Source organism: Flavobacterium sp., assembly GCF_046153165.1.
In the GTDB taxonomy this organism is placed as follows: Bacteria; Bacteroidota; Bacteroidia; order Flavobacteriales; family Flavobacteriaceae; genus Flavobacterium.
Genome location: NZ_JBJXEN010000041.1, coordinates 13,806 through 40,514, shown reverse-complemented (window position 1 = coordinate 40,514; position 26,709 = coordinate 13,806). Strand labels below are relative to the sequence as shown.

26 protein-coding genes are annotated in these 26,709 nt (G+C 31.2%); 7 read left to right on the top strand and 19 right to left on the bottom strand.

Annotated features, from left to right (window positions below; translation table 11 throughout):
* Positions 1-25 precede the first annotated feature (25 nt).
* Positions 26-1,423: a class II fumarate hydratase gene (fumC, locus tag ACKVOV_RS05360; RefSeq protein WP_409205735.1), complete on the bottom strand. Its 1,398-nt coding sequence runs from the start codon at positions 1,421-1,423 to the stop codon at positions 26-28.
* 253 nt (positions 1,424-1,676) lie between these two features.
* Here fumC and ACKVOV_RS05355 point away from each other — a divergent pair, with 253 nt between their 5' ends.
* Positions 1,677-1,844 (top strand): hypothetical protein, encoded by a 168-nt coding sequence (locus ACKVOV_RS05355; RefSeq protein WP_409205734.1) that lies wholly within the window; start codon positions 1,677-1,679, stop codon positions 1,842-1,844.
* 117 nt (positions 1,845-1,961) lie between these two features.
* On the opposite strand, the gene pheT is transcribed toward ACKVOV_RS05355, so the two are convergent.
* From pheT to ACKVOV_RS05330, 5 genes are all read right to left on the bottom strand, one after another.
* On the bottom strand, positions 1,962-4,382 hold the full coding sequence (gene pheT, locus ACKVOV_RS05350; RefSeq protein ID WP_409205733.1) for a phenylalanine--tRNA ligase subunit beta: 2,421 nt from the start codon (positions 4,380-4,382) through the stop codon (positions 1,962-1,964).
* A gap of 164 nt (positions 4,383-4,546) precedes the next feature.
* Positions 4,547-5,731: a cytochrome-c peroxidase gene (locus tag ACKVOV_RS05345; RefSeq protein WP_409205732.1), complete on the bottom strand. Its 1,185-nt coding sequence runs from the start codon at positions 5,729-5,731 to the stop codon at positions 4,547-4,549.
* A gap of 61 nt (positions 5,732-5,792) precedes the next feature.
* Entirely contained in the window at positions 5,793-6,260 is a 468-nt protein-coding gene (locus ACKVOV_RS05340) for a Spy/CpxP family protein refolding chaperone (RefSeq protein ID WP_409205731.1), read from the bottom strand.
* A 5-nt stretch (positions 6,261-6,265) separates the two neighbouring features.
* Positions 6,266-6,532, bottom strand: a complete 267-nt coding sequence (locus ACKVOV_RS05335; RefSeq protein ID WP_409205730.1) for a hypothetical protein — start codon at positions 6,530-6,532, stop codon at positions 6,266-6,268.
* Between the two features lie 23 nt (positions 6,533-6,555).
* Complete coding sequence (locus ACKVOV_RS05330; protein WP_409205729.1) at positions 6,556-7,101, bottom strand: RNA polymerase sigma factor; 546 nt, start codon at positions 7,099-7,101, stop codon at positions 6,556-6,558.
* Between the two features lie 129 nt (positions 7,102-7,230).
* Here ACKVOV_RS05330 and fabG point away from each other — a divergent pair, with 129 nt between their 5' ends.
* Both fabG and ACKVOV_RS05320 read left to right on the top strand, forming a co-directional pair.
* The gene (gene fabG, locus ACKVOV_RS05325; protein WP_409205728.1) at positions 7,231-7,977 is read left to right on the top strand and encodes a 3-oxoacyl-[acyl-carrier-protein] reductase; all 747 of its coding nucleotides are present in this window, start codon (positions 7,231-7,233) and stop codon (positions 7,975-7,977) included.
* Positions 7,978-8,062: 85 nt separating this feature from the next.
* A complete protein-coding gene (locus ACKVOV_RS05320; protein ID WP_409205727.1) occupies positions 8,063-10,090 on the top strand; it encodes a hypothetical protein in 2,028 nt (675 codons plus the stop codon).
* 25 nt (positions 10,091-10,115) lie between these two features.
* On the opposite strand, the gene ACKVOV_RS05315 is transcribed toward ACKVOV_RS05320, so the two are convergent.
* Entirely contained in the window at positions 10,116-10,529 is a 414-nt protein-coding gene (locus tag ACKVOV_RS05315) for a thiol-disulfide oxidoreductase DCC family protein (protein ID WP_409205726.1), read from the bottom strand.
* 8 nt (positions 10,530-10,537) lie between these two features.
* On the bottom strand, positions 10,538-12,703 hold the full coding sequence (locus tag ACKVOV_RS05310) for an endonuclease MutS2 (protein ID WP_409205725.1): 2,166 nt from the start codon (positions 12,701-12,703) through the stop codon (positions 10,538-10,540).
* Between the two features lie 100 nt (positions 12,704-12,803).
* Between ACKVOV_RS05310 and ung the strand changes: the two genes are divergently transcribed.
* On the top strand, positions 12,804-13,475 hold the full coding sequence (gene ung / locus ACKVOV_RS05305; RefSeq protein WP_409205724.1) for a uracil-DNA glycosylase: 672 nt from the start codon (positions 12,804-12,806) through the stop codon (positions 13,473-13,475).
* Positions 13,476-13,645: 170 nt separating this feature from the next.
* Here the strand turns inward: ung and ACKVOV_RS05300 are convergent, their stop codons facing one another.
* The 9 genes from ACKVOV_RS05300 to ACKVOV_RS05260 all read right to left on the bottom strand — a co-directional run bounded on the left by ACKVOV_RS05300 (position 13,646) and on the right by ACKVOV_RS05260 (position 20,601).
* Positions 13,646-14,590 carry a transglutaminase gene (locus ACKVOV_RS05300; RefSeq protein WP_409205723.1) on the bottom strand — a complete coding sequence of 315 codons (945 nt, stop codon included), beginning with the start codon at positions 14,588-14,590 and terminating at the stop codon, positions 13,646-13,648.
* Positions 14,591-14,620: 30 nt separating this feature from the next.
* Positions 14,621-15,466, bottom strand: coding sequence for a substrate-binding domain-containing protein (locus ACKVOV_RS05295; protein WP_409205722.1), 846 nt, complete (start codon positions 15,464-15,466; stop codon positions 14,621-14,623).
* Between the two features lie 15 nt (positions 15,467-15,481).
* The gene (locus ACKVOV_RS05290) at positions 15,482-16,606 is read right to left on the bottom strand and encodes an SDR family oxidoreductase (protein WP_409205721.1); all 1,125 of its coding nucleotides are present in this window, start codon (positions 16,604-16,606) and stop codon (positions 15,482-15,484) included.
* A gap of 32 nt (positions 16,607-16,638) precedes the next feature.
* Positions 16,639-17,172, bottom strand: a complete 534-nt coding sequence (locus ACKVOV_RS05285) for a GNAT family N-acetyltransferase (RefSeq protein ID WP_409205720.1) — start codon at positions 17,170-17,172, stop codon at positions 16,639-16,641.
* Positions 17,173-17,508 (bottom strand): VOC family protein, encoded by a 336-nt coding sequence (locus ACKVOV_RS05280; RefSeq protein WP_409205749.1) that lies wholly within the window; start codon positions 17,506-17,508, stop codon positions 17,173-17,175.
* A 189-nt stretch (positions 17,509-17,697) separates the two neighbouring features.
* Positions 17,698-18,564, bottom strand: coding sequence for a nucleoside phosphorylase (locus ACKVOV_RS05275; RefSeq protein WP_409205719.1), 867 nt, complete (start codon positions 18,562-18,564; stop codon positions 17,698-17,700).
* A 179-nt stretch (positions 18,565-18,743) separates the two neighbouring features.
* Positions 18,744-19,073 carry a translation initiation factor gene (locus ACKVOV_RS05270; protein ID WP_409205718.1) on the bottom strand — a complete coding sequence of 110 codons (330 nt, stop codon included), beginning with the start codon at positions 19,071-19,073 and terminating at the stop codon, positions 18,744-18,746.
* A 55-nt stretch (positions 19,074-19,128) separates the two neighbouring features.
* Positions 19,129-19,527, bottom strand: coding sequence for a GxxExxY protein (locus ACKVOV_RS05265; RefSeq protein WP_409205717.1), 399 nt, complete (start codon positions 19,525-19,527; stop codon positions 19,129-19,131).
* Positions 19,528-19,650: 123 nt separating this feature from the next.
* A complete protein-coding gene (locus ACKVOV_RS05260; RefSeq protein ID WP_409205716.1) occupies positions 19,651-20,601 on the bottom strand; it encodes an isopenicillin N synthase family dioxygenase in 951 nt (316 codons plus the stop codon).
* A 359-nt stretch (positions 20,602-20,960) separates the two neighbouring features.
* On the opposite strand from ACKVOV_RS05260, the gene ACKVOV_RS05255 reads away from it, so the two are divergent.
* Positions 20,961-22,937, top strand: coding sequence for a thiamine pyrophosphate-dependent enzyme (locus tag ACKVOV_RS05255; protein WP_409205715.1), 1,977 nt, complete (start codon positions 20,961-20,963; stop codon positions 22,935-22,937).
* A gap of 152 nt (positions 22,938-23,089) precedes the next feature.
* Here the strand turns inward: ACKVOV_RS05255 and ACKVOV_RS05250 are convergent, their stop codons facing one another.
* Both ACKVOV_RS05250 and ACKVOV_RS05245 read right to left on the bottom strand, forming a co-directional pair.
* Positions 23,090-24,109, bottom strand: coding sequence for a helix-turn-helix transcriptional regulator (locus ACKVOV_RS05250; protein WP_409205714.1), 1,020 nt, complete (start codon positions 24,107-24,109; stop codon positions 23,090-23,092).
* 54 nt (positions 24,110-24,163) lie between these two features.
* Entirely contained in the window at positions 24,164-24,775 is a 612-nt protein-coding gene (locus ACKVOV_RS05245) for a hypothetical protein (RefSeq protein WP_409205713.1), read from the bottom strand.
* Between the two features lie 97 nt (positions 24,776-24,872).
* On the opposite strand from ACKVOV_RS05245, the gene ACKVOV_RS05240 reads away from it, so the two are divergent.
* Together ACKVOV_RS05240 and ACKVOV_RS05235 are read left to right on the top strand one after the other, a co-directional pair.
* A complete protein-coding gene (locus tag ACKVOV_RS05240) occupies positions 24,873-25,223 on the top strand; it encodes a hypothetical protein (RefSeq protein ID WP_409205712.1) in 351 nt (116 codons plus the stop codon).
* Positions 25,224-25,295: 72 nt separating this feature from the next.
* Positions 25,296-26,681: an RtcB family protein gene (locus ACKVOV_RS05235; protein ID WP_409205711.1), complete on the top strand. Its 1,386-nt coding sequence runs from the start codon at positions 25,296-25,298 to the stop codon at positions 26,679-26,681.
* Positions 26,682-26,709: the final 28 nt, after the last annotated feature.

The following is a 26,709-nucleotide window of genomic DNA, read 5'->3' as shown; positions in this document are numbered from 1 at the left end:
TTTAGTAGATATTATAACTGTAGGATTATTTTAAACTCCCTACCATTTCTTCAGGTTTTACCCAAGCATCAAAATCTTCGGCAGTAACGTAACCTAAACGAACAGATTCTTCTTTTAGAGTGGTTCCGTTTTTGTGAGCAGTTTGTGCAATTTCAGCCGCTTTATAGTATCCAATTTTTATATTTAATGCAGTAACTAACATTAATGAGTTGTTTACTAATTCTTCAATTCTTTTATAATTTGGCTCAATTCCTTGTGCACAATGTTCATCGAATGACATACAAGCATCACCTAATAATCTTGCAGATTGTAAGAAATTTGCTGCCATAAGAGGTTTGAAAACATTTAACTCGTAATGTCCTTGCATTCCTCCTACAGAAATAGCAACATCATTACCCATAACTTGTGCACAAACCATAGTTAATGCTTCACATTGAGTTGGGTTTACTTTTCCTGGCATGATAGATGATCCAGGTTCATTTTCTGGAATTAATATTTCTCCAATTCCTGAACGTGGTCCTGATGCTAACATACGAATATCATTAGCAATTTTGTTAAGAGAAACCGCTAATTGTTTTAAAGCACCATGTGATTCAACAATAGCATCGTGAGAAGCTAGAGCCTCAAATTTATTTGGAGCTGTCACAAATGGATGTCCAGTAAATTGTGCAATATATTCGGCTACTTTTACATCATAACCTGCTGGTGTATTTAAACCAGTTCCTACTGCAGTACCACCAAGAGCCACTTCAGATAAATGTGCTAATGTATTTTTTACTGCTTTTATTCCGTAGTTTAACTGTGCTACATAACCTGAAATTTCTTGACCAAGTGTAAGTGGGGTAGCGTCCATAAGGTGTGTACGACCTATTTTAACTACATTGTTATAAGCTATTGCTTTTGCATGTAATGTATCGCGTAATTTTTCTACACCTGGAATGGTAACTTCTACAACTGCTTTGTAGGCTGCTATGTGCATTCCTGTTGGAAATGTATCGTTAGATGATTGTGATTTATTTACATCATCATTTGCTTTTATAAATTGTTCTCCTTCTCCAATTTTGTGTCCAGCTAAAACTTGTGCGCGATTAGCAACAACTTCATTCACATTCATATTACTTTGTGTTCCTGAACCCGTTTGCCAGATTACTAAAGGAAACTCATCATCTAATTTTCCTGCTAATATTTCATCACAAACAGTTGCAATAGCATCACGTTTTTCGGTTGGAAGTACACCTAAATCACAATTAGCAAAAGCTGCGGCTTTTTTTAAGTATGCAAAACCTTCTATAATTTCTTTTGGCATAGATGCAGATGGGCCAATTTTGAAATTGTTTCTTGAACGTTCTGTCTGAGCTCCCCAATATTTGTTTGCAGGAACCTGTACTTCACCCATGGTGTCTTTTTCTATTCTATATTCCATTTTGGTTAATTTATTGTGTTAATTAGATAACACTAGTGTGTATTTGTTTATGTAATTTTAGTTTTGATATTTAGCTGAATTTTCATTTTAATTAAAGTTTAGTAAACTTAAATCTGTAATGAATAGTAAATAACTACAAAAATAATGATTCTTAATTGCTTAAAAAAATGTATTAAAATAAATTTATAAATATTATTGCTTAAAAGAATAATTACATTTACATTTGTACTGTATTATTAATAAATTCGAAAAAATGTTTGAGTTTCAACAATATTTAGGTTTCATACTTTTCTTAACTGTATTAACTATAGGTTTTTGGTTATTATTTTTCCTTGTAGGATTTGTTCAATATTGGATTGGCGGTGCTTTGTGGGAATTATATAAAGAGAAAAGAGCAAAGAAGCAGGAAGAGTCTAATTAAATTTAGATTGCTAATAGTTAGATATAAAGTATCTAAATTAATATAGCAAATAGTAGATAAAAAAAACAGTAGTAAGTTTTCTTACTACTGTTTTTTATTTATATAAAATGTTAAGTATTATCTTAAAACTGCTCCCAATTCGCTATCGAAATTATGAGTTAGTTTGCTCATTACTTTGTCAATCTGACTATCAGTTAGTGTTTTGGTATTATCTTGTAAAACAAAACTAATTGCATATGATTTTTTACCTTTAGGAAGATTTTTACCTTCATAAACATCAAATAAATTTATATCTTTTAGTAATGATTTTTCTGTTTTTTTAGCAATATCGAATACTTTTTCAAATTCAATTTCATTATCTAACAAAAGTGCTAAGTCACGACGAACTTCTGGGTATTTAGAAATTTCGGTAAACTTAATATTATTTGAGATTTGTTTAATAATCGAATTCCAATTAAAATCGGCAAAGAAAACTTCTTGTTTAATATCGAAATGTTTTAAAATTGATTTTTTTACAGTTCCAAACTCTACTAAAGTTGAATTTCCCATTTCATAAACCATTCCTTCTGCAAAAACATCAGTATTTAATGGAGAAGAAATTATTTTAGATAGACCAAGTCTTTCTAAAATTGCCAATACATAACCTTTAAATAAAAAGAAATCTGAAGGTTTTTGTGCAGTAGTCCAGCTCTCTGATGTTCTATTTCCTGTCATGAATAAGGTTAAATGATTATTTTCCTGATTTCCAGATAATAATTTATGATAAGTTTTTCCAAATTCAAATAATCTTAAATCATTATTTCTTCGATTAATATTAAATGAAACTGCTTCTAATCCAGAGAATAATAATGATTGTCTCATTGCTGATAAATCATTACTTAAAGGATTTAAAATTAAAACATTATTAGTTTCATTTAAACTATTACTTAAACTTATGTAGCTTGGGGTAGTTAACGAATTTGCCATCATTTCGTTAAAACCATTTCCAGCTAGTAGATTAGCAATTATATTTTGAATTTTATAATCCTCAGTTCTAGAAGAGTGAGAAGTTGTAGCGTTAAGTTTTTGTGTAAAATTAATATTATTATAACCGTACACTCTCAGAATCTCTTCAATTACATCAATTTCACGCGTAACATCGACACGATAAGCAGGAATTACTAATCCTAAAGCAACTTTAGAAATACTATTTACTTTTATATCTAATGAAGCTAATATATTTTTGATGGTATCATCTGGAATTTCTTGACCAATTATTTTGCTTACTTTTTCAAGATTTAGCATGACTTGGTGATCTTCTATTTTCTTCGGATAAATATCTACAATATCAGACGTAATTTGTCCTCCAGAAACTTCACAAATTAATATAGCAGCACGTTTTAGTGCATATTCTGTAATATTTGGATCTATTCCTCTTTCAAATCTAAAAGAAGCATCAGTACTGATTGTATGTCGTTTTGCAGTTTTTCTTACAGAAACAGCATTAAAATAGGCGCTTTCTAAGAATATTGAAGTTGTATTTTGAGAAACTCCTGAGTATTTTCCGCCAAGAACACCTGCTATACAAAGAGGTTCGTTGTCATCACAAATCATAATATCTTCGGCGCTCAAAGAACGTTCTACATCGTCTAATGTGGTGAATTTTGTTCCTTCGGCAACATTTTGCACCAAAATTTTCCCGTTAATTTTGGCTGCATCAAAAGCATGTAGTGGTTGTCCTAATTCGTGTAAAACATAATTAGTAACATCGACAACATTGTTTTTTGGAGTAATTCCAATCGCTTTCAATCTGTTTTGAAGCCAAGCTGGTGATGTTCCGATTTTTATATCAGAAATGGTAACCCCACAATAACGAGGAACAAGTTTATTATCATCGACTTTCACATCAATTTTTAATGTTCTTTTTTCGATTTTAAAGTTTGAAACAGATGGTGTGATTAACTCTATATTCGTTCCGTTTTGAAGCATTCCAGCTTTTAAATCTCTTGCTGTTCCCCAATGAGACATTGCATCAGCTCGGTTTGGTGTTAATCCAATTTCGAAAACTTCATCATTTTCAATATTAAAAACTGTTGCTGCAGGAGTTCCTGATTTTAGATTTTCATCAAGAATCATAATGCCTTCGTGACTATCTCCAAGTCCTAGTTCATCTTCGGCACAAATCATTCCGTGACTTTCTTCTCCTCGAATTTTTCCTTTTTTTATCTCGAATGATTTTCCCTCTTTATCGTATAAAATGGTCCCAATTGTGGCAACAGGAACTTTTTGTCCAACTGCGACATTACTGGCACCACAAACAATTTGCAAAGGTGTTTCATTACCTAAATCGACGGTGGTTATTTTTAATTTATCGGCATTTGGATGCTGAATACAAGTAAGTACATGACCTACAACGATTCCTTCTAATCCACCTTTTATAGATTGGTATTTTTCTATTCCTTCAACTTCAAGCCCTAAATCGGTAAGCATAGAAGCTGTTTTTTCTGAATCCCAATCTGTTTTTATAAATTGTTTTAACCAGTTATATGAAATTTTCATGTGTAGTAATTATTGAAGCGCAAATATAAGTATTGTAATTCGTAGTATAAAAAAAAGTTTTCCTTTTTTGAAATAGAATAATTTTGCTTGTTAAAGATAAAAAAAACCTCAAATTTTCTTTGAATTTAAAGAAAATTTGAGGTTTATCAATAAAAATAAATGATTTAGAATGGACTAGACCATTTAGAATCTACATATACATTAGTTCCAGAAAGGGTTTTAATAAAAGCTATTGTTGCATTTACCTCAGTTGCTGTTACGTTTAGCTGTTGTCCGAACCCATTAGGCATTAATCTAGGATCAAGATTAGTATTTCCAAGGGCAATATTTATATTGCCATAATGTCCTATTACGGTTTGTAAACTTGTAAAAATACCTGTATGCATCATAGGTCCATTTATTGTTCCGTCAGCTTTTACTAAATCTCTTAATGAAGGAGCACGAGTATTTGTAATATCTATTCCAATACCACTTATATTACCAATAATTCCGTTGTTTTTAGTATTTGGATCGATATCAAATTCAGGAGCAGCATGACAACCTGCACAACCAAATCCACCTGATGTTCTATTTCCAGAAGCATCGAAAACAGGAGGTGTTAAGAATATATTTTTTCCTTGATTTTCTTGTGACGTAAAATTTGCAAAAGGCTGAGCATCGTTTGCTACTAATGCCCTTCCTGCATCATATTTAGAATCGAATGATTGAATGCTTCTTATGAACTGAGCTAATGCAGTTTGTATTCTTGCTTCGGTAACTTGCTCATCACCATATACAAATTTAAAAAGCTCTTTATAATAACCAATAGCACCTAATTTTGCAGTCAAATCCGTTATAGATTGGTCTCCATTAGTACCACTAAAACCCATTTCTGCATGATTTTGAATAGGTTGTGTTGTTTGTATTTCGAGAGTTGCTGCTCGTTCGTCCCAGAAAAATTTTCTTTCAACTGAAAATCTGGAATTTATAAGTCTCATAGCATGTCTACTAGTTGTACCATTCACACCTGTACTAGCAACACTTCCATCACTAAAAGCATCGGCTTGTTTGTGACAACTTGCACAAGAAATAGTATTTGTTGAGGATAAATTTTTATCATAAAATAAAACACGTCCTAATGTTGCCCCTTTGTCGGTTATAGGGTTTCCAGCAGTATTGTCCTTTGTAATATAGGTAGGAATTGCTTGATTTGAATAATTAGCTAAATTATTCAAATTGATAGTGTTTCCAAAAGCAGCTTCTACATTTGGGTAAGTTGGTGCGATAGGAATGTAACTATCATCATTATTGTTACAGGAAACTAACAATAATAATACTGTCGTCAGGCATAAAATGTTTCTTACTTTCATAAATTGTAGATTTGGTTATATTATTTAGGTTAAACGTTTGACTTTAAAAGTTAAAAATGGTTTAATCATCATGTGGCTTTGGTTTAGAAAATATTTTAGACAATTCGTTAGTTAAATCATTAAAACGGTCTAATTGTTCTTTCTTGCAAAGTTTTTTTATATCCTGAAAATGCTTAAAATGTGTGTTTTCAATTTCTTTTTGAATGTTTGCTAATTTATTCACTAAACTATCTTTAACTTTATTATCAACTTCAGATTTTATTAATTCTGAGTATAACCTTTGTTTTGTGTCTCTAATTTGTTCTTGTAAACTATCAATATTATTTCTGTGCCAATGTATTAGCTCTTTGTATGCTTTTACCTGTTGCTCATCAAAATCTAATTTGTTGATGATTATTTTTTCAGGTTTTGGCCTGCCATTAAAGCCGCCTTCTGATTGATTTCCAGAAAAAATAAAAAATCCTAGAGTTACTATATTAAGTATTAAAAGTATGATTACTGAGAACGTGAGTAATTTTATTTTGTCCATAATTATTAATAAAGCTGATTAGAGTTATAAATAGAAGAAGCTAACATTTCAGTATCATTATTAGATTTTTTAGATTCTGAAAAAATAACTTTAAAATTTAATGAAAATAAAACAGCAAATGAAGCAGCTGCAATCCAAATCCATTTATTAGAAACTACATTTTGTTCTTTTATTTTATTTTGAATTTTAGAAAAAAGCAAATCATTAGGTGTAACTTGCGTTATTCCATCAGTGCTATTTAGAATACTATTTATCCATTTTTCTTGTTCCATAATTACTTAGACAGATTATTTAATTATTTCTTGCGGTGTTCTTCGAATTTTTTTGATAATTTTTCTTTTAAGCTAGTTTTAGCTCTAAAAATTAGAGATTCGACAGATGAAATGCTGAGTTGCATAATGTCTGAAATTTCAGGATTGCTTAATCCATCTAATTTAGAGAGTATAAAGGCAGTTTTCTGATTTTCAGTTAGTTCATTTATAACACTAAACAAAACAGCCGATTTTTCTTTGTTTTCCAGTAATATTCCAGGATGTTCGAAATTAGATAAATTACGAATTTCTACCTCATTATTACTTTTGCGCCCAAAAACAAAAAAATGCTTCTTACTTGCTTTATGTTTGATAAAATTTAAGCTTTTATTGATTGTTATCCTGTAAATCCATGTTTTTAGAGAAGATTTTTCATTAAATTGATGTAAAGATTCGTGTACTTGAACAAAAACATCTTGTGTAACTTCTTCAGCATCTTCGGTATTTTGAAGGTAATTTAGCGCAACATTATATACAAGAACTTTATGTTCGTTGTATATTTGTATAAAATGGCGTGAATTATTTCCCATTTTGGAAAAGTAAGATTTTTTTTAAAATCATTAGTCATAAACAAATGATAATTGATTTTGAAATTTTTTTTCAAAAGGGATTTATTATATATTTGACACTTAAAATTAAAGAACAAAACTAACAATAAAATGAAATTACTAGAAGGAAAAGTTGCCATTATAACTGGCGCAAGCCGTGGAATAGGAAGTGGTATTGCTAAAGTATTTGCGCAACATGGTGCAAATGTGGCGTTTACATATAGCTCGTCTGTAGAATCTGCAATGGCTTTAGAAACAGAATTAAATGCTTTGGGGATAAAAGCAAAAGGATATCAGTCTAATGCAGCCGATTTTAACGAAGCACAAACTTTTGTAGATTCAGTAATTGCTGAATTTGGAACAGTAGATATATTAATAAACAACGCAGGAATTACAAAGGATAATTTGCTTATGCGTATGTCTGAAGAAGATTTTGATAAAGTTATTGATGTCAATTTGAAATCAGTTTTTAATATGACTAAAGCTATTCAAAAAACATTTTTGAAACAACGTTCAGGTTCTATTATAAATATGAGTAGTGTTGTAGGTGTGAAGGGGAACGCTGGTCAGACTAATTATGCAGCATCAAAGGCAGGAGTTATTGGGTTTACAAAATCAGTAGCTTTAGAATTGGGTTCTCGTAATATTAGATGTAACGCTATTGCTCCAGGATTTATTGAAACTGAAATGACAGCAAAGCTAAATGAAGATGTGGTGCAAGGTTGGAGAGAAAGTATTCCGTTGCGTCGTGGAGGAACTCCTGAGGATGTTGCTAACGCTTGCGTTTTCTTAGCTTGCGACATGAGTGCTTACGTAACTGGACAAGTTTTGAATGTAGATGGTGGAATGTTAACATAATAAATTAAAAAATTTAATGATTGAAAGATTAAAAGATTAGGATTGTTCCAATTTTTCAATCTTTCAATTTTTCAATTCAAAATAAATGAATACGAACACAATTCTACTCATAATACTTTCTTTAGTGCTTGCTGGAGGATTGTCGTTTTATCAATATTTTTATAAAAATAAAAACTACAACAAAGTCAATATTTTATTGGCTTTGTTACGTTTTATATCTATTTTTTCGATTCTTTTATTACTTATTAATCCAATAATATCGAGAAAAACTTATGAAACTTCAAAAACACCTTTGCCAATAGTTGTAGATAATTCTCAATCTATTTCAGAATTAAAACAAGAAAAAATATCGAAAGAATTGTCTCAAAAGTTATCAGAAAATAATCAACTTAGAGACAAGTACGATGTTCAGTTATTTAGTTTCGATGAAGATTTTTATTCTAACAAACCTATAGATTTTAAAGGAAAGCAAACTAATATTCATAAAGTTGCTCAAAACTTGAAGCAATTATATCGCAATCAAAATTTCCCAATTGTATTGCTGTCAGATGGAAACCAAACTATAGGAAATGATTATGTATATTCTTTTCCGCAGAATAACCAGGTTTATCCATTGATTTTAGGAGATACAACTAGCTTTTTAGATGTAAAAATCAATCAGTTAAATGTAAATAAATATGCATTTTTAAAAAATAAATTTCCAGTTGAAGTTTTTTTACAATATAACGGTGACAAAACCATCAATACTACCTTTAGTATTCAACAAGGGAATAGTACGATTCATAAACAAATAGTTTCGTTTTCTGCCAATAAAAAATCTCAACAAATCTCAGTTTTATTAAATGCCGATAGAGTAGGAGTTCATACTTATAAAGCAATTATTTCGACTACAGAAATGGAGAAAAATAAATACAATAATGTTAAGAATTTTGCGGTCGAAATAATAGATCAACGGTCAGAAATCGCTCTAATTTCAGCGATTAATCACCCAGATTTAGGTGCAATAAAAAGAGCTATTGAAACTAATGTGCAACGTAAAGTAACACTACTTAAACCACAACAAATTAAATCATTAGAAAATTATAATGTTTTAATTTTATATCAGCCTAATGGGGAATTTAAATCTATTTTAGAACAAAATAAAAACCTGCAACTAAATACTTTTGTAATTACTGGTTTAAGTACTGATTATAGTATTCTGAATCAATATCAAGACCAATTAGATTTTAGAATGTCTGGGCAGAAAGAAGATTTTACAGCCGAATTTAACCCTCAATTTAATTCATTTGCATTAGATAATATTGGTTTCGAACAGCTTCCGCCTTTGGAAAATCAGTTTGGTAATATTAGTATTACAGGAAATGTAAATACTTTATTGCAATCACAAATTAGAAATATTAAGACAGAAAATCCATTATTAGCTTTTGCAGAAAATGGAATGAAACGAAATGCCTACCTTTTTGGAGAAAATATTTGGAAATGGCGTGTAGAAAGTCATGTAAAAACGAAATCATTTGAGCAATTTGATGTTTTTATGGATAAAATTATTCAGTTTTTAGCTTCTAATGCCTCAAAAAAATCACTAATTGTAAGTCACGAAAGTTTTTATAATTCTGGTGAAAATATCGAAATTTCGGCTCAATATTTTAATAAAAATTATGAGTTTGAAGAAAATGCGCAATTAACAATTCAATTAAAAAATAAAAAAACAAACACTACTAAAATATATGATTTCTTAAAAGGGAATGGAGAATATAAAGTAAATTTAGAAGGTTTAGATGCTGGAAATTATAGTTTTACTGTTAAGGAAAACAACTCGAAAGCTTCCTATTCAAGTAATTTTGAAGTTTTGGATTTTGAAATTGAGAAGCAATTCGTGAATCCTGATGTTTCTCGTTTAACCCAATTAGCAGCAAATACAAACGGAAAAATATTTTATCCAACTCAAATTGATAAATTAATTACTGAATTACTTAAAAAAGAGAGCTTCCCAGCTGTTCAGAAAGAAATAGTCAAGAAATCTCCTCTGATAGATTTAATATGGTTGCTTATTCTTTTAGCAATTACGCTAACTACAGAATGGTTTGTTAGAAAATATAACGGAATGTTGTAATTTGTAATTAAATTTTAAGATAAAATCATAAGAATTTAGATTTTAGTTCTGGAGTAGGAACCATACAAGATTCTTTTTTACCATACCATTTGTATCTGTTTTTTGCTACATAATCATAAAGGACATCCCTTATTCCTGATGGAATAATTCTGAAAATAGTGGCATAAGTAAAAATGCCACCTAGTCTTTTAGCAATTTCTAATGCAGCTGTCGACTTATAAAAATAAGCTCTACCAGGTATATATAAAATAATACTATCTATATGTCTTTTTGAAATGCCTATGTGATTTATAATTCTTTGACCTAATTCAGATTGAATAGCAACGAATCTAAATACATCTTTCTTGTCGTGTTTTATGACATATTGAACAGACGAATTACATAAATTGCAAACTCCATCAAAAAGGATGATTTTTTTATCATTTGGTATTCCTTGCATAAATTATTTTATTTTGGTTGTACAAATTCTAATGATTCTAAGCTTACTTTTGAAGTAAAAACTCCATAGTTTACAACAGCTTTGTTTTTTTCAATTTTATCAATAGTACCTACAGATTTTCCGTCAAGCATTCTGACCCTATCTCCAACTTTCAATATTACACTTACTTTTTCAGGGACTAAACTGGCCTTAAGTTTCTTTTCTTTTTTCTCTTTTCTAATTTCTTCAACCTGAACTGTTACTTCTTCGATAATTACTTTTTTCTTTTCGGCAATGGCTTTTATCTCATTTTTAGTAGCTTTTATTCGTTTTGAATTTTCAATTTCAACAACTTTTAAAAACTCACCAAGCAATTCTTTTTTGTTTTTATTATTAAAATATTTTTCTGATATGGCTTCTATTTTCTGACCTAAATAAATAGTTTTCTGATTGCTATCATATAATTCTTGATAATTTTCTAATTTCTGCTTGACTTTTGCATTTATAGTTTCCATTTTTTTGCTCTCTTCACGTGCTTTGGTTTCTTCTTCTTTCAAATTAATTGAAGTTTTTTCCATCTTAGATCGCTCTTTTTGCAAATTAGCAATGGTTTTGTCAAAACGAACCTTACCAGTTTCTATTTTCTTTTTGGCACGATTAATTAATCCAAACGGAATACCATTTTTTTGAGCTACTTCAAATGTGAAAGAACTTCCTGCTTGCCCTAAAGCCAATTTATACATGGGTTCTAGAGATTTTTCGTCAAAAAGCATATTGGCATTAGTAGCAAATGGTAGCTCATCAGCCAGAATTTTAAGATTGGTATAATGTGTTGTAATAATTCCAAAAGCTTCACGATGGTAAAATTCTTCTAAGAAAATTTCTGCTAAAGCACCACCCAAATCAGGATCGGAACCAGTACCAAATTCGTCGATTAAAAATAATGTTTTTGCATTACATTTTTTTAGAAAATAGTTCATGTTTTTTAATCGATAGCTATAAGTACTCAAATGATTTTCAATCGATTGGTTATCACCTATGTCTGTCAAAATTCTATCGAATAAGCAGGTTTCGCTTCGTTCATGAACTGGAATTAGCATACCAGATTGCAACATTAATTGTAGTAAACCTACAGTTTTCAAAGAAATAGTCTTTCCTCCAGCATTAGGACCAGAAATTACAATGATTCTGTTTTTAGAATCAAATTCGATAGTTTGTGGATGCGTAATTTCGTTTTTAACTTTATTGGTCAAGTACAAAATAGGATGGAAGGCATCACGAAAATATATTCTTCTTTCTTTTGTTATTTTAGGTAAAATCCCATTTATTCGGTTCGCATATTTTGCTTTGGCAGCAATCACATCAATGTCACTTAAAAAATCTTGATACTGAATTAATAATGGCAAAAATGGACGAATTATATTAGTTAGTTGCTTTAAAATTCGAGTAATTTCTTCTTTTTCTTCGTATTCTAAATTACTTAATTCTCGAGAATATCTTAATGTTGCTTCAGGTTCTATAAATGCTAAACTTCCTGTTTTTGAGCTTCCTAAAATTGTCCCTTTTACCTTACGACGATACATGGCTAAAACCGCTAGAACTCTACGATTATTAACAAAACTTTCTTTAATATCATCTAAGTAACCCAAACTATTATATTGTGTTAGAGCCATACCAAAACTTTGGTTTACTTTTCCACGAACGACGTTCATCTCACGACGAATATTTAGTAAATCTGGAGAAGCATTGTCTTTTATTTCACCATATTTATCGACTACATCGTCTATACAGCTAATAATTGTTTTTGTAAGCTCAATTTGGCTCGATTTCTCATATAAATTGGGATAATAATCTTCAAATTTCTTGAAATATTGAAGTAAAACATTCGTGTTTTCGGATAGTGTAGCAATTTTACGAAAACTTCCTACTTCTAGAAAACTATCTTCTATGCCTAGAAATTTTATTTCATAAGTAATTGCATCAAAACCATGATTAGGAATGGCATTGTTATTTTGAAAAGAAGCAATGTATTCTGAAGTTTGATGCAAAGCAGTCATCAAAGATTCTTCATCCTTAAAAGGTGTTATTTCTAGAGCTTTTTCTTTGCCAATATCAGTATTGCAAATGCTAGAAACCGTTTCTAAAACGGTTGAAAATTGTAAATCTTGAAGTGTTTTTTCGGTAATTGAAATCATTTTTTTAAGCTGCAAAGGTTCTAAGTTGCAAAGTCGCAAAGTTACAAAGTTTCGAAGTAGTAATGAATCAAAGTGATTATATTTGTAAAAAAAATAACAAATGTTTCCTATAATTAAAACTAATTCTTGGGCTGATTTTTTTGAAACTGAAAAGAAGAAACCATATTTTGAAGATTTAATGAATGCTGTTGCCGAAGAATATTTAAATTATACTTGTTTTCCTCCAAAAGATTTGATTTTTAATGCTTTTAACTGTTGTGATTTTAAAAATTTGAAAGTGGTTATTATTGGTCAAGATCCTTATCATGGAGATGGAGAAGCTAATGGTTTGTGTTTCTCTGTAAATGATGGTATAAAAATTCCGCCTTCGTTAAAGAATATTTTTACTGAAATAAATACCGAATATGACCGAATTTTTTCTCCAACTTCTGGTAATTTAGAGTCTTGGCCAAAGCAAGGAATTTTACTTTTAAATGCTTCTTTGACGGTTCGTAAAGATTTGGCTAATAGTCATAAACATTTGAAATGGAATGTTTTTACGGATGCAGTTATTCAGTATATTTCAGATAATTCTGAACATGTTGTTTTTTTGCTTTGGGGAAGTTTTGCGCACAAAAAAGGAAGTAAAATAAACAGAGAAAAACATTTGGTTTTAGAGTCTGGACACCCATCGCCACTGAGCGCTAATCGTGGTTTTTGGTTTGGAAATAATCATTTTAAGTTAACAAACGAGTATTTAAAATCGAATGGTTTTAGTGAAATTGAATGGTAATTTTTATAAAGTTTAATAGGAATTTCTACTATGAATTGTAGCCTCGATCGAAGTGGAAATCCTGCCATTGCGATAATGAAATGTGAATCGTAAGATTGCTTCGTTCCTCGCAATGACAGATTGAAGTGAAGAGCGGGAATAATACTGAAAAAGGAACAATGGTTTTGCTTCTAATCATTTAAGGTTAATTGTCCTAAAATTTCTTCGCTCATAAATTTCCCGCCAGGATAATTGGCTGTATAATCGAGATTAAGCCATATTTGTCCGCGTTCATCGATATGATAATGAATTTCTTTGTCTTTACTCTCTTCAACAAAAAGTACTTTTTTTATTAAATACATTACATTTTGTAAATCACGCTTGTTGCCAATTAACATTTCGGGATAAATATGCGCATTTGTTTCGATGAGTCTTGGGATTCCGCCTACAGCTTTTACACCTGCCGCCATAAGAATTGCGTGGTCGTCGCAATCACCAGAAAAGTGCTGTAAAGATTCTGATGCATAAGCGATGTAATTGTTTCCTTGTGGATCGTTTACATAATTCCAACGTGATTTTACCTCCTTAAATACAGCAAAACATTGAATCGTAGTTCTGTAATTACTATAACCTTTTATTTTTCCAGTTTCTTTAAAATATTTTGTAGTTGCTGATAATGCAAAATTTCTAACTTTTGGATTTTGAAAATCGATAGCTCTTAATACTTTATTTTTGTTTGGGAATGGCAATAATTTACTAACGATAATATCCTGTGGATACGGATTTTCTTCCATAGTGTACATCATAGAACGATAATCGTCGTAAACCCTGTAAAAACTATATTCCCCGAAGATTGTTCCGTAAAAAAGAAATATTAAATATAGAAATATACAAATTACAATAATCGTTTTTAGAACTCTTAAAATAAGCTGAAAGCAAATTAGGATTATTATAAATAATAAAATTCTATCGATAGGAAGTTGCCAATTTGGATTGATTAAATTTTGATTTACAATAATAAATACTGGAATTGTTAGTAAGATATTTAATAAAAAAATGACAATATTATCCCAAGGCTTTGGTAAAGAAAGCTTCTCCTTGCATTTTTTAATAAATTCTTTTGTGAATTGTAACATTCTTTACTGTAAAACGATAAAAATAAGCAATTATCTGACTATCGTTTCAAAAGTAACCTTTTTATCAATAATAGATAGTTCAAATAACTGATTTTGAACTTTGTTTAACACTTTTTCTGATAATTGATCTTGTGACCATTCAGTTAATGTTAACCATTCTTCAATATCTTTTATTTTTAGGTTATATCTTGAGGATAATGTTTTATCGATACTTGGAATTTCTTTAAATTCGGAAGTGGTGGTATTGATTATTTCTAGGATTTTATCAATAATTTTTGGGTGCTTTTCAAGAATTTCTTCACGAACTGCAATGACAAAACAAGGCCATGGTGTAGGACAATCGGCAATTTTTCTAAAAATACCTTTGTCCACTAATGGTTTTGTCATGAAACGTTCCCACATAAAATAATCCGAGGATCCATTAGTTAATGATTCGACAGCACCATCAATAGTGTTTACAATTTCAAAGGTAAGATTGCTAGTTTTCCAACCTTGATTATTAGCATTTACATAAGCCATGAGTTGAGATCCAGAACCTAAACGTGAAATGGCCACTTTTTTGTTTTCTAAATCCGAAAGCTTTTGGTATTTTGAGTTGGCTGCGACATGAATTCCCCAAATTAGAGGACTTTGCACATAAACTTGTACTATTTTACTTGGATTTCCAGCTATGATATCTTTTACAATTCCTTCTGTCAAAATAACTGCTATATCAGTTTCTTTATCACGAAGCATCTGGCACATTTTTCCTGTTCCTTCTGGAATGTCTGTCCATTGTAAATCGATATTTTCTGCTTCGAACTCGTCATTTTCTAGACATAATTTCCACGGCAAATTGAAATGTTCTGGAACGCCTACTATTTTTATTGTTGTCATTTTTTTAGTGAAAAATTAAACATTTATATCTTTAAAATTATGTAATCTCGCATAACGAATCATGTTTGTAAATGCTTCGGTATCCAGTTTAGGAATTTCGAGAATAGAGTTTAATAATGTGGTGTCATACTCGTTGGCATCGGTAGTAAAATAAGGTTTTAAATGTTTTCCAATGCTTTCGTAATACAACTTTTCGATAGTAGTTTTGTAATTAAAATCGAGTGTGTTTTGTATTAAACTAAAATTAGTATAACCTACTTCTTGCATAATAAGTTGTAGCCCTTTTACGATATTAAAACTTTTGTTGTGTACAATATTTAGTTGCTGAATATCTTCTCTTTGAAAAGAATTTACAATTACTTTTGCTACATAATCTACAGGAATAATGTTTAATCCTGTTTCTTCATTTATTTGAAATCGTACATTTTCTTGTTCGTTTTTTCGTTGTGCCGTAAAGTGGAAAAATTTTGCCAAAAGATAAAAAACCATATATTTAGGAATGAAATAATTGTTTTCTTTCCCTAACATTTTTCCTCCAATGACACTTGGACGAAGAATTTGGTAAGGCAATCCAATAATCTCACACTGTTTCTTTACAAAGTTTTCTGAATGAAATTTTGCATTTTCGTAAGCATTTCGGTGTTCTGGGATAAAATCTAAATTATGAAAATCATTATCTATAAGCCCGTTTCTAACTCCTGATGAGAATGCAGTACTGATATAAATGAATTTTTTTATAAACGGAGAAAAGGTATTGAAAATGTCTTTTGTGATTTGGGCATTTTCATTAAATATTTTTTCTTTTTGATCTTCATCAGTAGATAAATTGACATAACCTGCAGAATGAATAAAGTAGGCATCACGAATTTTTTCGGCATTATTATCTTGAATTTCAGACAAATCGGTATCTATAATTTCTAAATAAGAATGTAATTTTTCTAATCCTTTTTCGGCAAGAATTTGAGGTGTATAGCTACTCGATAAAAGTTCGTTTATTCTGTCTTTGGCTGAGTTTTTCCCTTTATTTCTGGTGATAAGAAATAATTTTCCGTCGATAGAATTAGTTATAAAAAGCTCTAAAACTTCATACATAATATGAGATCCTAAAACGCCTGTTGCTCCTGTAAGAATTATTTTCATTTGTGAGGTTTGTTCTGAAAGACAAATGTAGGTTAAATAGCGGGATTTTTCATTTGCCACCATCTCCAGAGAACATTGTCTTTGTCTAAATAATCTTCTATAAAATGCATTCCAACTTTTTGTAAAACATGATTTGATGCACCATTCTGGGTGTGAGTATAGGCATTCATTGTCTCAATTTTCATGTTATTAAAACCATAGCCTAACCAAGCGACTGATGCTTCTGTGGCATATCCTTTGTTCCAAAACTTTTCATTTAATCGATATCCATAATCATAAAAATTGGTATTTCCGTTTTCGATATGATCGTTTACAAATTTTATGCCTGTCCAGCCAATTAGTTCTCCTGTTTCCTTTAAAATGGTTGAAAAACGACCAATACCATTATCTACATATTGCTGACGAACCATATTAATATAGTCGTGTACTTCTTCAATTTTTGTTATGGGTTTTTGCCATAAATATTTATGAACTTCAGGATTTTTGTCCATGTCAAATAATGCTTCGGCGTCTGATGATTCAAACGGACGAAGAATAAGTCGGTCAGTTTCTAGGATTAAATCCATTTATTTTATTTTTAAATTTGAAATTATAATTCTAAAGCCATCTGGATCAAGAATCATTTTACCATTTTCATTCCAATATGGATTTTTAGGTTTAATAAATGAAATATTATTTTTTAAAACAGATTCAATTAGTTTGTTGTATTCCGAAATTGTTTTAGGATAAAAAACATATATATCATCTTCATTAAAATTGAATTCAACAATTTCGTTTGATTTTGTAAATTCTAAATGCCAATCTAAATTTGGTTTTCCAATAAAAATCCCATCATAACTATGATGATTTTCAAAGTTACTAAGTAATTCGAATCCTAAAATAGAAATGTAAAAGAATTTAATTTCTTATAAATTGTTAGTATGTCTGGCAACTCTAAAATTCATTGTTTACGGTTTTTAGCCCCGATAGTAGTGAAAATCCTTTTCCTTTTTTCTTTAAAAAGGAAAAGATTACTTCACTTAACGTTTATTTTAATTGGAGTTCAGTGAACTTCGTTTGCAACGGGTAGCGGGAAATAGCTCCTAAAAAAATTATTTACTTAATTTCTCTAAAGCATAGGCAATTAACTCATCAACGGCTTTGTAAGGATCTTCGCTAAAAGTTCCAGAAGCACGATTGGCAATTATAGCATTTAGCGACAAACAGTTATGACCTAAAAGTTTACCAAGCCCATATATTGCACCAGTTTCCATCTCTAGATTAGTAATTCTGTTGTCTTCGAAATTGAAGTTATCCATTTTAGAATTTAAACTTTCATCTTGAATATTTAGACGCAAAATTCGACCTTGTGGGCCATAAAAGCCTCCTGCAGTTGCTGTAATTCCTTTATGTATTTTCTCGCTTTCTATTAGTTTTTCTAATTCTTCTGAACATGGAATTATATAAGGTTTTCCTTTTCTTAAATCCCAATTGGTGTGTTTTATAAAAGCATCTTCCATTTCAGGTATTGAAACTTCGTCGATTAAATAGGAGCGAAGCATGTTGTCTAATCCCAATCCAAATTTTGCCATTACAAAACTATCACAAGGAATATCGGCTTGCAAAGAGCCTGAAGTTCCTATTCTAATAATATTTAAAGAAGTAAGATTTTCTTTTGGTTTACGAGTTACTAAATCGATGTTGACTAAAGCATCTAATTCGTTCATTACAATATCTATATTGTCTGGACCAATCCCTGTAGACATTACTGTAATTCGTTTGCCTTTTATCGTTCCTGTCTGAGTTTTGAATTCTCTTTTTTGAGTAGAAAACTCGATGGTGTCAAAAAATTGTGTAATTTTTTCTACACGGTTTTGATCACCTACAAAAATGATGTCGTGTGCTATGTTTTCAGGAAGTAAATTTAAGTGATACACACTTCCGTCAGGGTTTAATATTAATTCTGATGATTTTATCATTTTTTTAAGGTGCTAAGTTTCAAAGTAACAAAGTTACTAAGGTTTTTATTTATTTTGTTTCACAAAGATACACAAAGGACATACAGAGATTACTTCGTCCTCGAGTCACAAAGTTTTTTTATAGTAATTGCTTCGCCTGTTCGCTTTCGCTCGAGTCGTAATTCTTAATTCGTAATTAATTATCCTCCTACACGTTTTACTTTAAATCCTTTTACTTTTAGTATTTCCATAATTTTATCGCGGTAATCTCCTTGAATTATTATCGAATCATCTTTAAAAGTACCGCCAACGCTGAGTTTTGTTTTTATTTCTTTGGCTAAAATTTTAAAGTCTTCGTCACTTCCTTCGTAGCCTTCAATAATAGTGGTGGCTTTTCCTTTTCGTTTTTCATATTTACAAATCATAGGTTCTTTTTGAACATATAATTCGTGTTCTACTTCTGGAATCGCTTCTTCAGGTCCAGGTTCGTGGTTGGGGAAAAGGTTTTTTAATTGGTCTTGTAAGTCCATATTGTTTTTTTATTGGAACGCGGATTAAACGGATTCGCTGTTGCGAAAACGCGGATTAAAACGGATTTTTTCTTGTCTTTCTTTTATTTTCGAATACTTTACGTCTAAATTCTGGTTTCTTTCCAAAATTAAGTAATAATCCAACTTCACAGTTCGTCCCTCTTAAATAATTTAATAATTGATTTTCAAATTCTTCAACTATATAATCAGCAGCTTTTAACTCTAATATGATTGTGTCATTAATCATTAAATCGGCATAATAATCGCCAACTTCAATGTTTTTATAATAGACTTTTATTTTCTTTTGAGGAACAACATATAAACCTTTATTTTTCAATTCAAAATATAATGCGTTTTGATATACTTTTTCTAAAAAACCATAACCTAGTTCATTATAAACCTCATAATATGTTTTTAAGATTAAATCAGTTAAATCTTTATGTAATAATTCCATATAAAAAAATCCGTTTTCATCTGCGTTTTCGCGATAGCGAATCCGTTTTCATCCGCGTTCTATTTCAATCAAAAAAGACATCAAGCGAACTTAATGTCTTTCTTAATGGTATAAAATTATAAATTATTTTTTGATTAATCCTAAATCTACTAATCTTTCGTACAAGAATTCTCCTGCCGAAATATCGTCGTATAATTTTGGATTTTCTGCATCAATACAATTCTCTAAAACATCTAAACGCATATCGCTCACAGGATGCATAAAAAATGGAATCGAATAACGTGATGTTCCCCACAATTCTCTCGGCGGATTGACCACTTGGTGAATAGTTGACTTTAGTTTATTATTGGTGTGACGAGATAACATATCTCCCACATTGATAACTAATTCGTCTGGTTCTGCTATTGCATCTAACCATTCTCCTGCATGGTTCTGAACCTGCAATCCTTTTCCTTGAGCACCCATTAAAAGTGTAATCAAGTTAATATCACCGTGAGCCGCAGCACGAATAGCATTTTCAGGCTCAGAAGTAATTGGCGGATAATGAATAGGTCTTAAAATTGAGTTTCCTTCATAACCATATTGGTCAAAATAAAACTCATCTAAACCTAAATGCAAAGCCAAAGCTCTTAACACATAAATACCTGTTTTTTCCAACATTTGATAGGCTTGTTTTCCAGCAACATTAAATCTTGGTAATTCTTTAACTTCTACATTATCAGGATATTCAGCAGCGTATTTTGAATCTTTGTCAACATATTGACCAAAGTGCCAAAACTCTTTCAAATCTCCTTCTTTTCTACCTTTAGCATGTTCTTTCCCGAAAGAAACATAACCACGCTGTCCTCCAATTTCTGGAATCTCATAACTATATTTGGTTTCTAATGGTAAGGAGAAGAAATTTCTAATTTCTCCATACAATTCTCCAACCAATTCGTCATCTAAAAAATGACCTTTTAACGCTACGAAGCCAATCTCTTCAAAAGCTTTTCCGATTTCATTTACAAATTTTTGTTTACGTTCCGGTTCACCCGAAAGGAAATCACGCAAGTCAACACTAGGAATGTTTTGCATCTCTTATATAATATGTTAATAACTTACAAATGGCTAAAACCATTATAAAACAAATGTAAAGAAAATTTTTATCCTGAAAAAATCAAAGTTATTAACAATTTCGCCTGTCTCTCATCACTTTAATATAATTTGGAGCTATTCCTGCACCCGAGCCTGAAAGTGCGAACTGGCGAAGCAATCCGTTACAATCTTTTTGTTTTTAAAGGAAAAACAAAAAGGATTTCCACTGCTATCAGGGCTAGGCAAACCAGTAATCATTCATTTTTATTTTAAAATTCGTGATAATTTGTGTAATTCATGTTCGAAAAAACCGTCTCTTTTTTATACTTTTACGCCACAATTAAAAATTGCAATTAAAAATGAATTTCGACAGAAAAAACATATCCAACGAAAGGTTACTTGATTTATACAAAAGAATCCTAAAACCAAGATTAATAGAAGAAAAAATGCTGATTCTTATCCGTCAAGGAAAAGTCTCAAAATGGTTTTCTGGAATTGGACAAGAAGCCATTTCTGTGGGAATTACAGCGGTTTTAGACAAAGATGAATACATCTTACCAATGCACCGTAATTTAGGTGTTTTTACAGGAAGAGATATTCCTTTGCACAGACTTTTCTCACAATGGCAAGGAAAAGCTAACGGATTCACGAAAGGTCGTGACCGTTCGTTTCACTTTGGTACTCAAGAATACAATATTATAGGAATGATTTCGCATTTGGGTCCACAATTGGGTGTGGCTGATGGAATCGCATTAGCAAATAAATTAAAAAAGAACGGAAAAGTAACCGCAGTTTTCACTGGAGAAGGTGCTACTTCCGAAGGAGATTTTCACGAAGCACTAAACATTGCTTCTGTTTGGGATTTGCCAGTTCTTTTTGTTATCGAAAACAATGGTTACGGATTATCTACACCAACAAATGAACAATATCGTTGCGAAAACTTAGCCGATAAAGGAATTGGTTTTGGAATGGAATCTCATATTGTTGACGGTAATAATATCCTTGATGTTTATAATTTGATATCAGAATTAAAAGCTTCGATGCAAGAAAATCCACGTCCTGTTTTGTTAGAATTTAAAACTTTCAGAATGCGTGGACATGAAGAGGCGAGTGGAACAAAATATGTTCCGCAAGAGTTAATGGATATGTGGGCTATAAAAGATCCAGTAGAAAATTTCAGAAGTTATCTTAAAGCAACAGCTGTTTTATCTGATGAAGATGACGAGGCTTTTAGAGCGGAATTAAAAAAAGAAATTGATACCGATTGGGCACTAGTTCAAAAAGAACCAGAAATTGTATCTAGTCTAAGCGGGGAATTAAATGATGTTTACAAGCCTTATGATTTTGAAGAAGTTAACCATTCAGGAGAACTAGAAAATATCAGAATGATTGATGCTATTTCTAATAGTTTGCGTCAATCGATGGAGCGTCATGATAACCTAGTTATTATGGGACAAGATATTGCTGAATATGGTGGTGCTTTCAAAATCACTGATGGTTTTGTAGCTCAATTTGGTAAAGAAAGAGTTAGAAATACACCTATTTGCGAAAGTGCAGTGGTTTCTGCAGCGATGGGATTGTCAATTAACGGACACAAAGCGATTGTTGAAATGCAATTTGCGGATTTCGTTTCGACAGGATTTAATCCAATTGTCAATTTATTAGCAAAATCGCATTACCGCTGGTTAGAAAAAGCTGATGTTGTAGTTCGTATGCCTTGTGGTGGCGGAACGCAAGCAGGACCTTTTCATTCGCAAACCAACGAAGCTTGGTTTACCAAAACACCAGGATTAAAAGTAGTATATCCAGCATTTCCTTACGATGCCAAAGGATTATTAAATACAGCGATTAACGATCCTAATCCTGTTATGTTCTTCGAGCACAAGCAATTGTACAGAAGTATGTATCAAGATGTTCCTAAGGATTATTATACGATTCCTTTTGGGAAAGCGGCAATGATAAAAGAAGGTTCAGCGGTTACTGTAATTTCATTTGGTGCAGGAGTGCATTGGGCGTTAGATACATTAAACAAAAATCCTGAAATCTCAGCCGATTTGATTGATTTACGTTCGTTACAACCTTTAGATACCGAAACTATTTTTGTTTCTGTAAAGAAAACAGGAAAATGTATCATTTTGCAAGAAGATTCTATGTTTGGCGGCATTGCTAGTGATATTTCAGCTTTGATCATGGAAAATTGCTTCGAATACCTAGATGCACCTGTAAAACGTGTTGGAAGTTTAGAAAGCGCTATTCCGTTTGTAAAAGCACTAGAGGATCAGTATTTACCAAAAGTTAGATTCGAAGAAGGATTGTTGGAATTATTAGCTTACTAATACGTTAAATAATATAGTATTAAAAGCCGTTCCAATTGGGGCGGTTTTTTTTGTTTTATTTCGATTGTAGTGTTGTTGCAATTATACTGCAACTATACTGCACTTTGATTGCACTTTAACTGCACTTTAGGAAAAAGGGAAATTATTGTAAATTAGATTTCGTTTTCATACTTTTCTAAGGCATAATTTAGTATCTTTTTCATTCGTTTGCGTAGATATTTTGGACGTAAAACTTCGAGACCATTTCCAAAGCCTAATAATAATCGTTCTAATTCGTAGTTCTCTATCAAAAATAAATGAATGATGATACTTCCGTCTTCGTTTTGTGTGATGAGCCTTTGTGAATTATGTAATGGTTTCGTGATTACGTACGGTGCATTAATTTTATCTATCCAAAGTTCAATTTTGCTAGGTCGCAAACCACTGTTTACAGTAACACCAACAACGTTTTTATAATATTCTTCGGCACTAAAATTTTCTTCTAAATAAGGTAAATTAAAATCATAATCGACAGCAATAATTCTATCTAAAGCCAAATTAGATATGGGTTGACTTCCTTTTTTCTTACCCACTAAAAACCAACGATTATTGAATTCTTTGAGTATAAACGGATGAAAAATAAATGTTTGTTCATCTCTAGATTTGAAGGATTTATACGTAATTACTAAAACAACTTTCTTAACAATGGCTTGGTATATTTCATCTAGAAAATGTAAACCTTTTAAACCTTCATTTTTATCTAAATGAATGACTGGTTGTGTATGTGATTTTTCAGAATAGATTTTGTCTTCCAGCCGTTGTAAAATATCTGAAACATCACTAAATAATGAAAAATCTTTAAATTGTTTAAGCATGGAAACCGTTTCGGTAAGTACATTCATATCGGTTTCAGTTAACGGAATATCGGTTATCGTAAATTCTTCGTCTTCGTACTTATAATATTTTTTATCATAAACGATAATTGGCGCATTATAACCTATTTTTTCGCTACGCATCAACTGAATATCCATTTGAACCGTTCTTTTGCTCACAGCGTTTTCTTTTCCTTCATATTCAAACAATGCTTCAGAACAAGCTTCGATTAAATCCTCCAAAGTCCAAGTTCGGTATTGGTTTTGTAGACATTTGTCGATGGTTTTATAACGAATAAGAGCATTTTTATTTTGTGACATTATAAGTTGAGAGTTATAGGTATAAGAATTAATGAGTTTAGAGATGAAAGCATATTAACTCAGAAAAATAATTTCTTGTTTAATATTTTCTCTAGCTTGGGCTTCGTATTTGTTTCGGAATTCCGATGTTTGAAAAATAAATTCGTTTTTAAGAAAATGTTCTAATGCTTTCTTTCTTCCAGGTTTGTATAGGACATTCGGATAAACTTTATATTCTTTTCTAATTTGTTGGAAATAGGTTTTATAGTCTTCCCAGTCTTTAGAAAGTATTTTCAAATCGAAATCTATGAGCCAGTTAATGTCTTTTATTTCATTTTGTTGGTGTAGTTGTGTGGCACAAATCATATCGAAAACTAATTGTTTATCTAGTTTTGTATTCTCAGGAAAAATAGATAAAGCGAATTCGGCACTTTTCAATTCGTTGTCTTTTCTAGTGGCTTTATAAATGTAATCGTGGTAGAAAATACTGTAGAGCACTTCATTAGGAAATTGCAATTCCGATTTGTAGCTGTCAAATAAAGCAATCATTTCTTCCAAATGATTTAGATTGTGATAATGTCTAGATTTAGAGGAATAGGCTTTTACTAAATCAGACCAATTGCTTTCGATTGTATTTTCAGTAAAACCTATTTTTAATAGTAATTCGGTATATTTATTTTGAAGCATCTTGGCTGTATTTTTATCAAATGTACATTTCTTTTTTTAGTACGCAAAATAACTGCGTAGTAGTTTTGAAATCTTTGTTCAACAAATAAAAAAAAGCATGAAAACGATTAAACTGTATTGCAAAAAATGTAATGTTGAGTTAACAAACAACCTTTCAGAAATTTCTATTTCAGAAATTATATGGAAAGAAGAAGGTAATTCTATTCCAGAAAGCCGCTACATAACATCTTCACAAAATAACAAAACTATCATTTTAGTAGCTATTGATGGCTATTTTTTAAAAACAAATCCAAAAAATAAGGATGAGGGATGTTGTGGAAATTCTAACCATTACAGTTTTAACAAAGTGTGTTCAAATGGACATGAAGTTGCTACAGAAATTTCAGATTGTTGGACAGGTTTTTATATAGAATTTGATTTAAATAAAGTAACAATAAAAGAAAAATAAATAAAACAGACTACGCAAAATAACTGCGTAGTCTAATTGCAATATTTGCATAGAAATAAAAGTATAATAAAAATGGAACAAAAATTAAAATTTACAGGAAGAGATATTATCGAATTGGGATTTAGACAAGGGGCTTGGTTCAAAGAAGCGATACAATATATTAATGAGAATGAATTAGAAAACAAAGAAATAGAAGATTATTTAGAGCAATTCAAATCGCCTGATCCTATTGCTTTACACGCTGAAGCGATCTCTTTTTACCAAAATATTAAGGCAGATAACGAATTGGAAGAAAAAAACGTAACCGATGTGGTGCAAACGATGAAAACCTTGATGCGAACGCCAACCTTGGTGAATGGTGCTATAATGCCCGATGCTTGTCTAACAGGTTCTGAAGGAACAATTCCAGTAGGTGGTGTGGTGGTGGCTAAAAATGCGATTCATCCAGGAATGCATAGTGCTGATATTTGTTGCTCGGTGATGTTGACCGACTTTGGAAAAACAAATCCAAAAGACGTTTTAGATGCTGCGCATTCGATTACTCATTTTGGAGGAGGAGGAAGAAGCCGTGAAACGCAATTTCGTTTCCCTTCCGATATGTTGGAAGCATTTGAAAGCAATTATCTTTTGAATGATGAAAAAATGATAAGTGCTGCTCGTTCCCATTTAGGAACACAAGGCGATGGAAATCATTTCTTATTTGTAGGAATTTCTAAAAATACAGGAAATACAATGATGGTTACGCACCACGGAAGTCGTGGAGTGGGTGCGAATTTGTTTAGAAAAGGAATGCATATTGCCGAAAATTTCAGAAAAATATTATCGCCAAAAACTTTACCACAAAATGCTTGGATTCCTTTTAATACAAAGGAAGGGCAATTGTACTGGGACGCTTTGCAAATCATCCGTTCGTGGACAAAATTAAACCACGAATGTCTTCACGATGCCACCTTAGAAAAATTGGGAATTGAAAAAGAAAATCGTTTCTGGAACGAACATAATTTTGTTTTCAAAGAAGGAGACCTTTTTTATCATGCTAAAGGCGCAACGCCATTGGATGCGAAATTTATGCCAGATATTACAGGACCTCGTTTGATTCCATTGAATATGTCAGAATCGGTTTTAATTGTGGAAGGTGCTACAACCGAAACCAATTTAGGATTTGCTCCTCACGGTGCAGGAAGAAATATGAGCAGAACCCAACACCGAAAAAGTAAGGGAGATAAAACAATATTAGAAGTTTTTGAAGAAGAAACCCAAGGATTGGATATTCGATTTTTTTCTGAAGAAATTGATATTACCGAATTGCCATCGGCTTATAAAAATGCAGAATCTGTAAGAAATCAAATGGAAGAATTCGGGTTGGGAAGAGTAATAGACGAAGTACTTCCTTATGGTTGTATCATGGCAGGAAATTGGGAAATAAATGCACCATGGAAGAAAAAAAGAAGAAAATAGGAAACTCAAAAGATAAAGGTTCAAATCC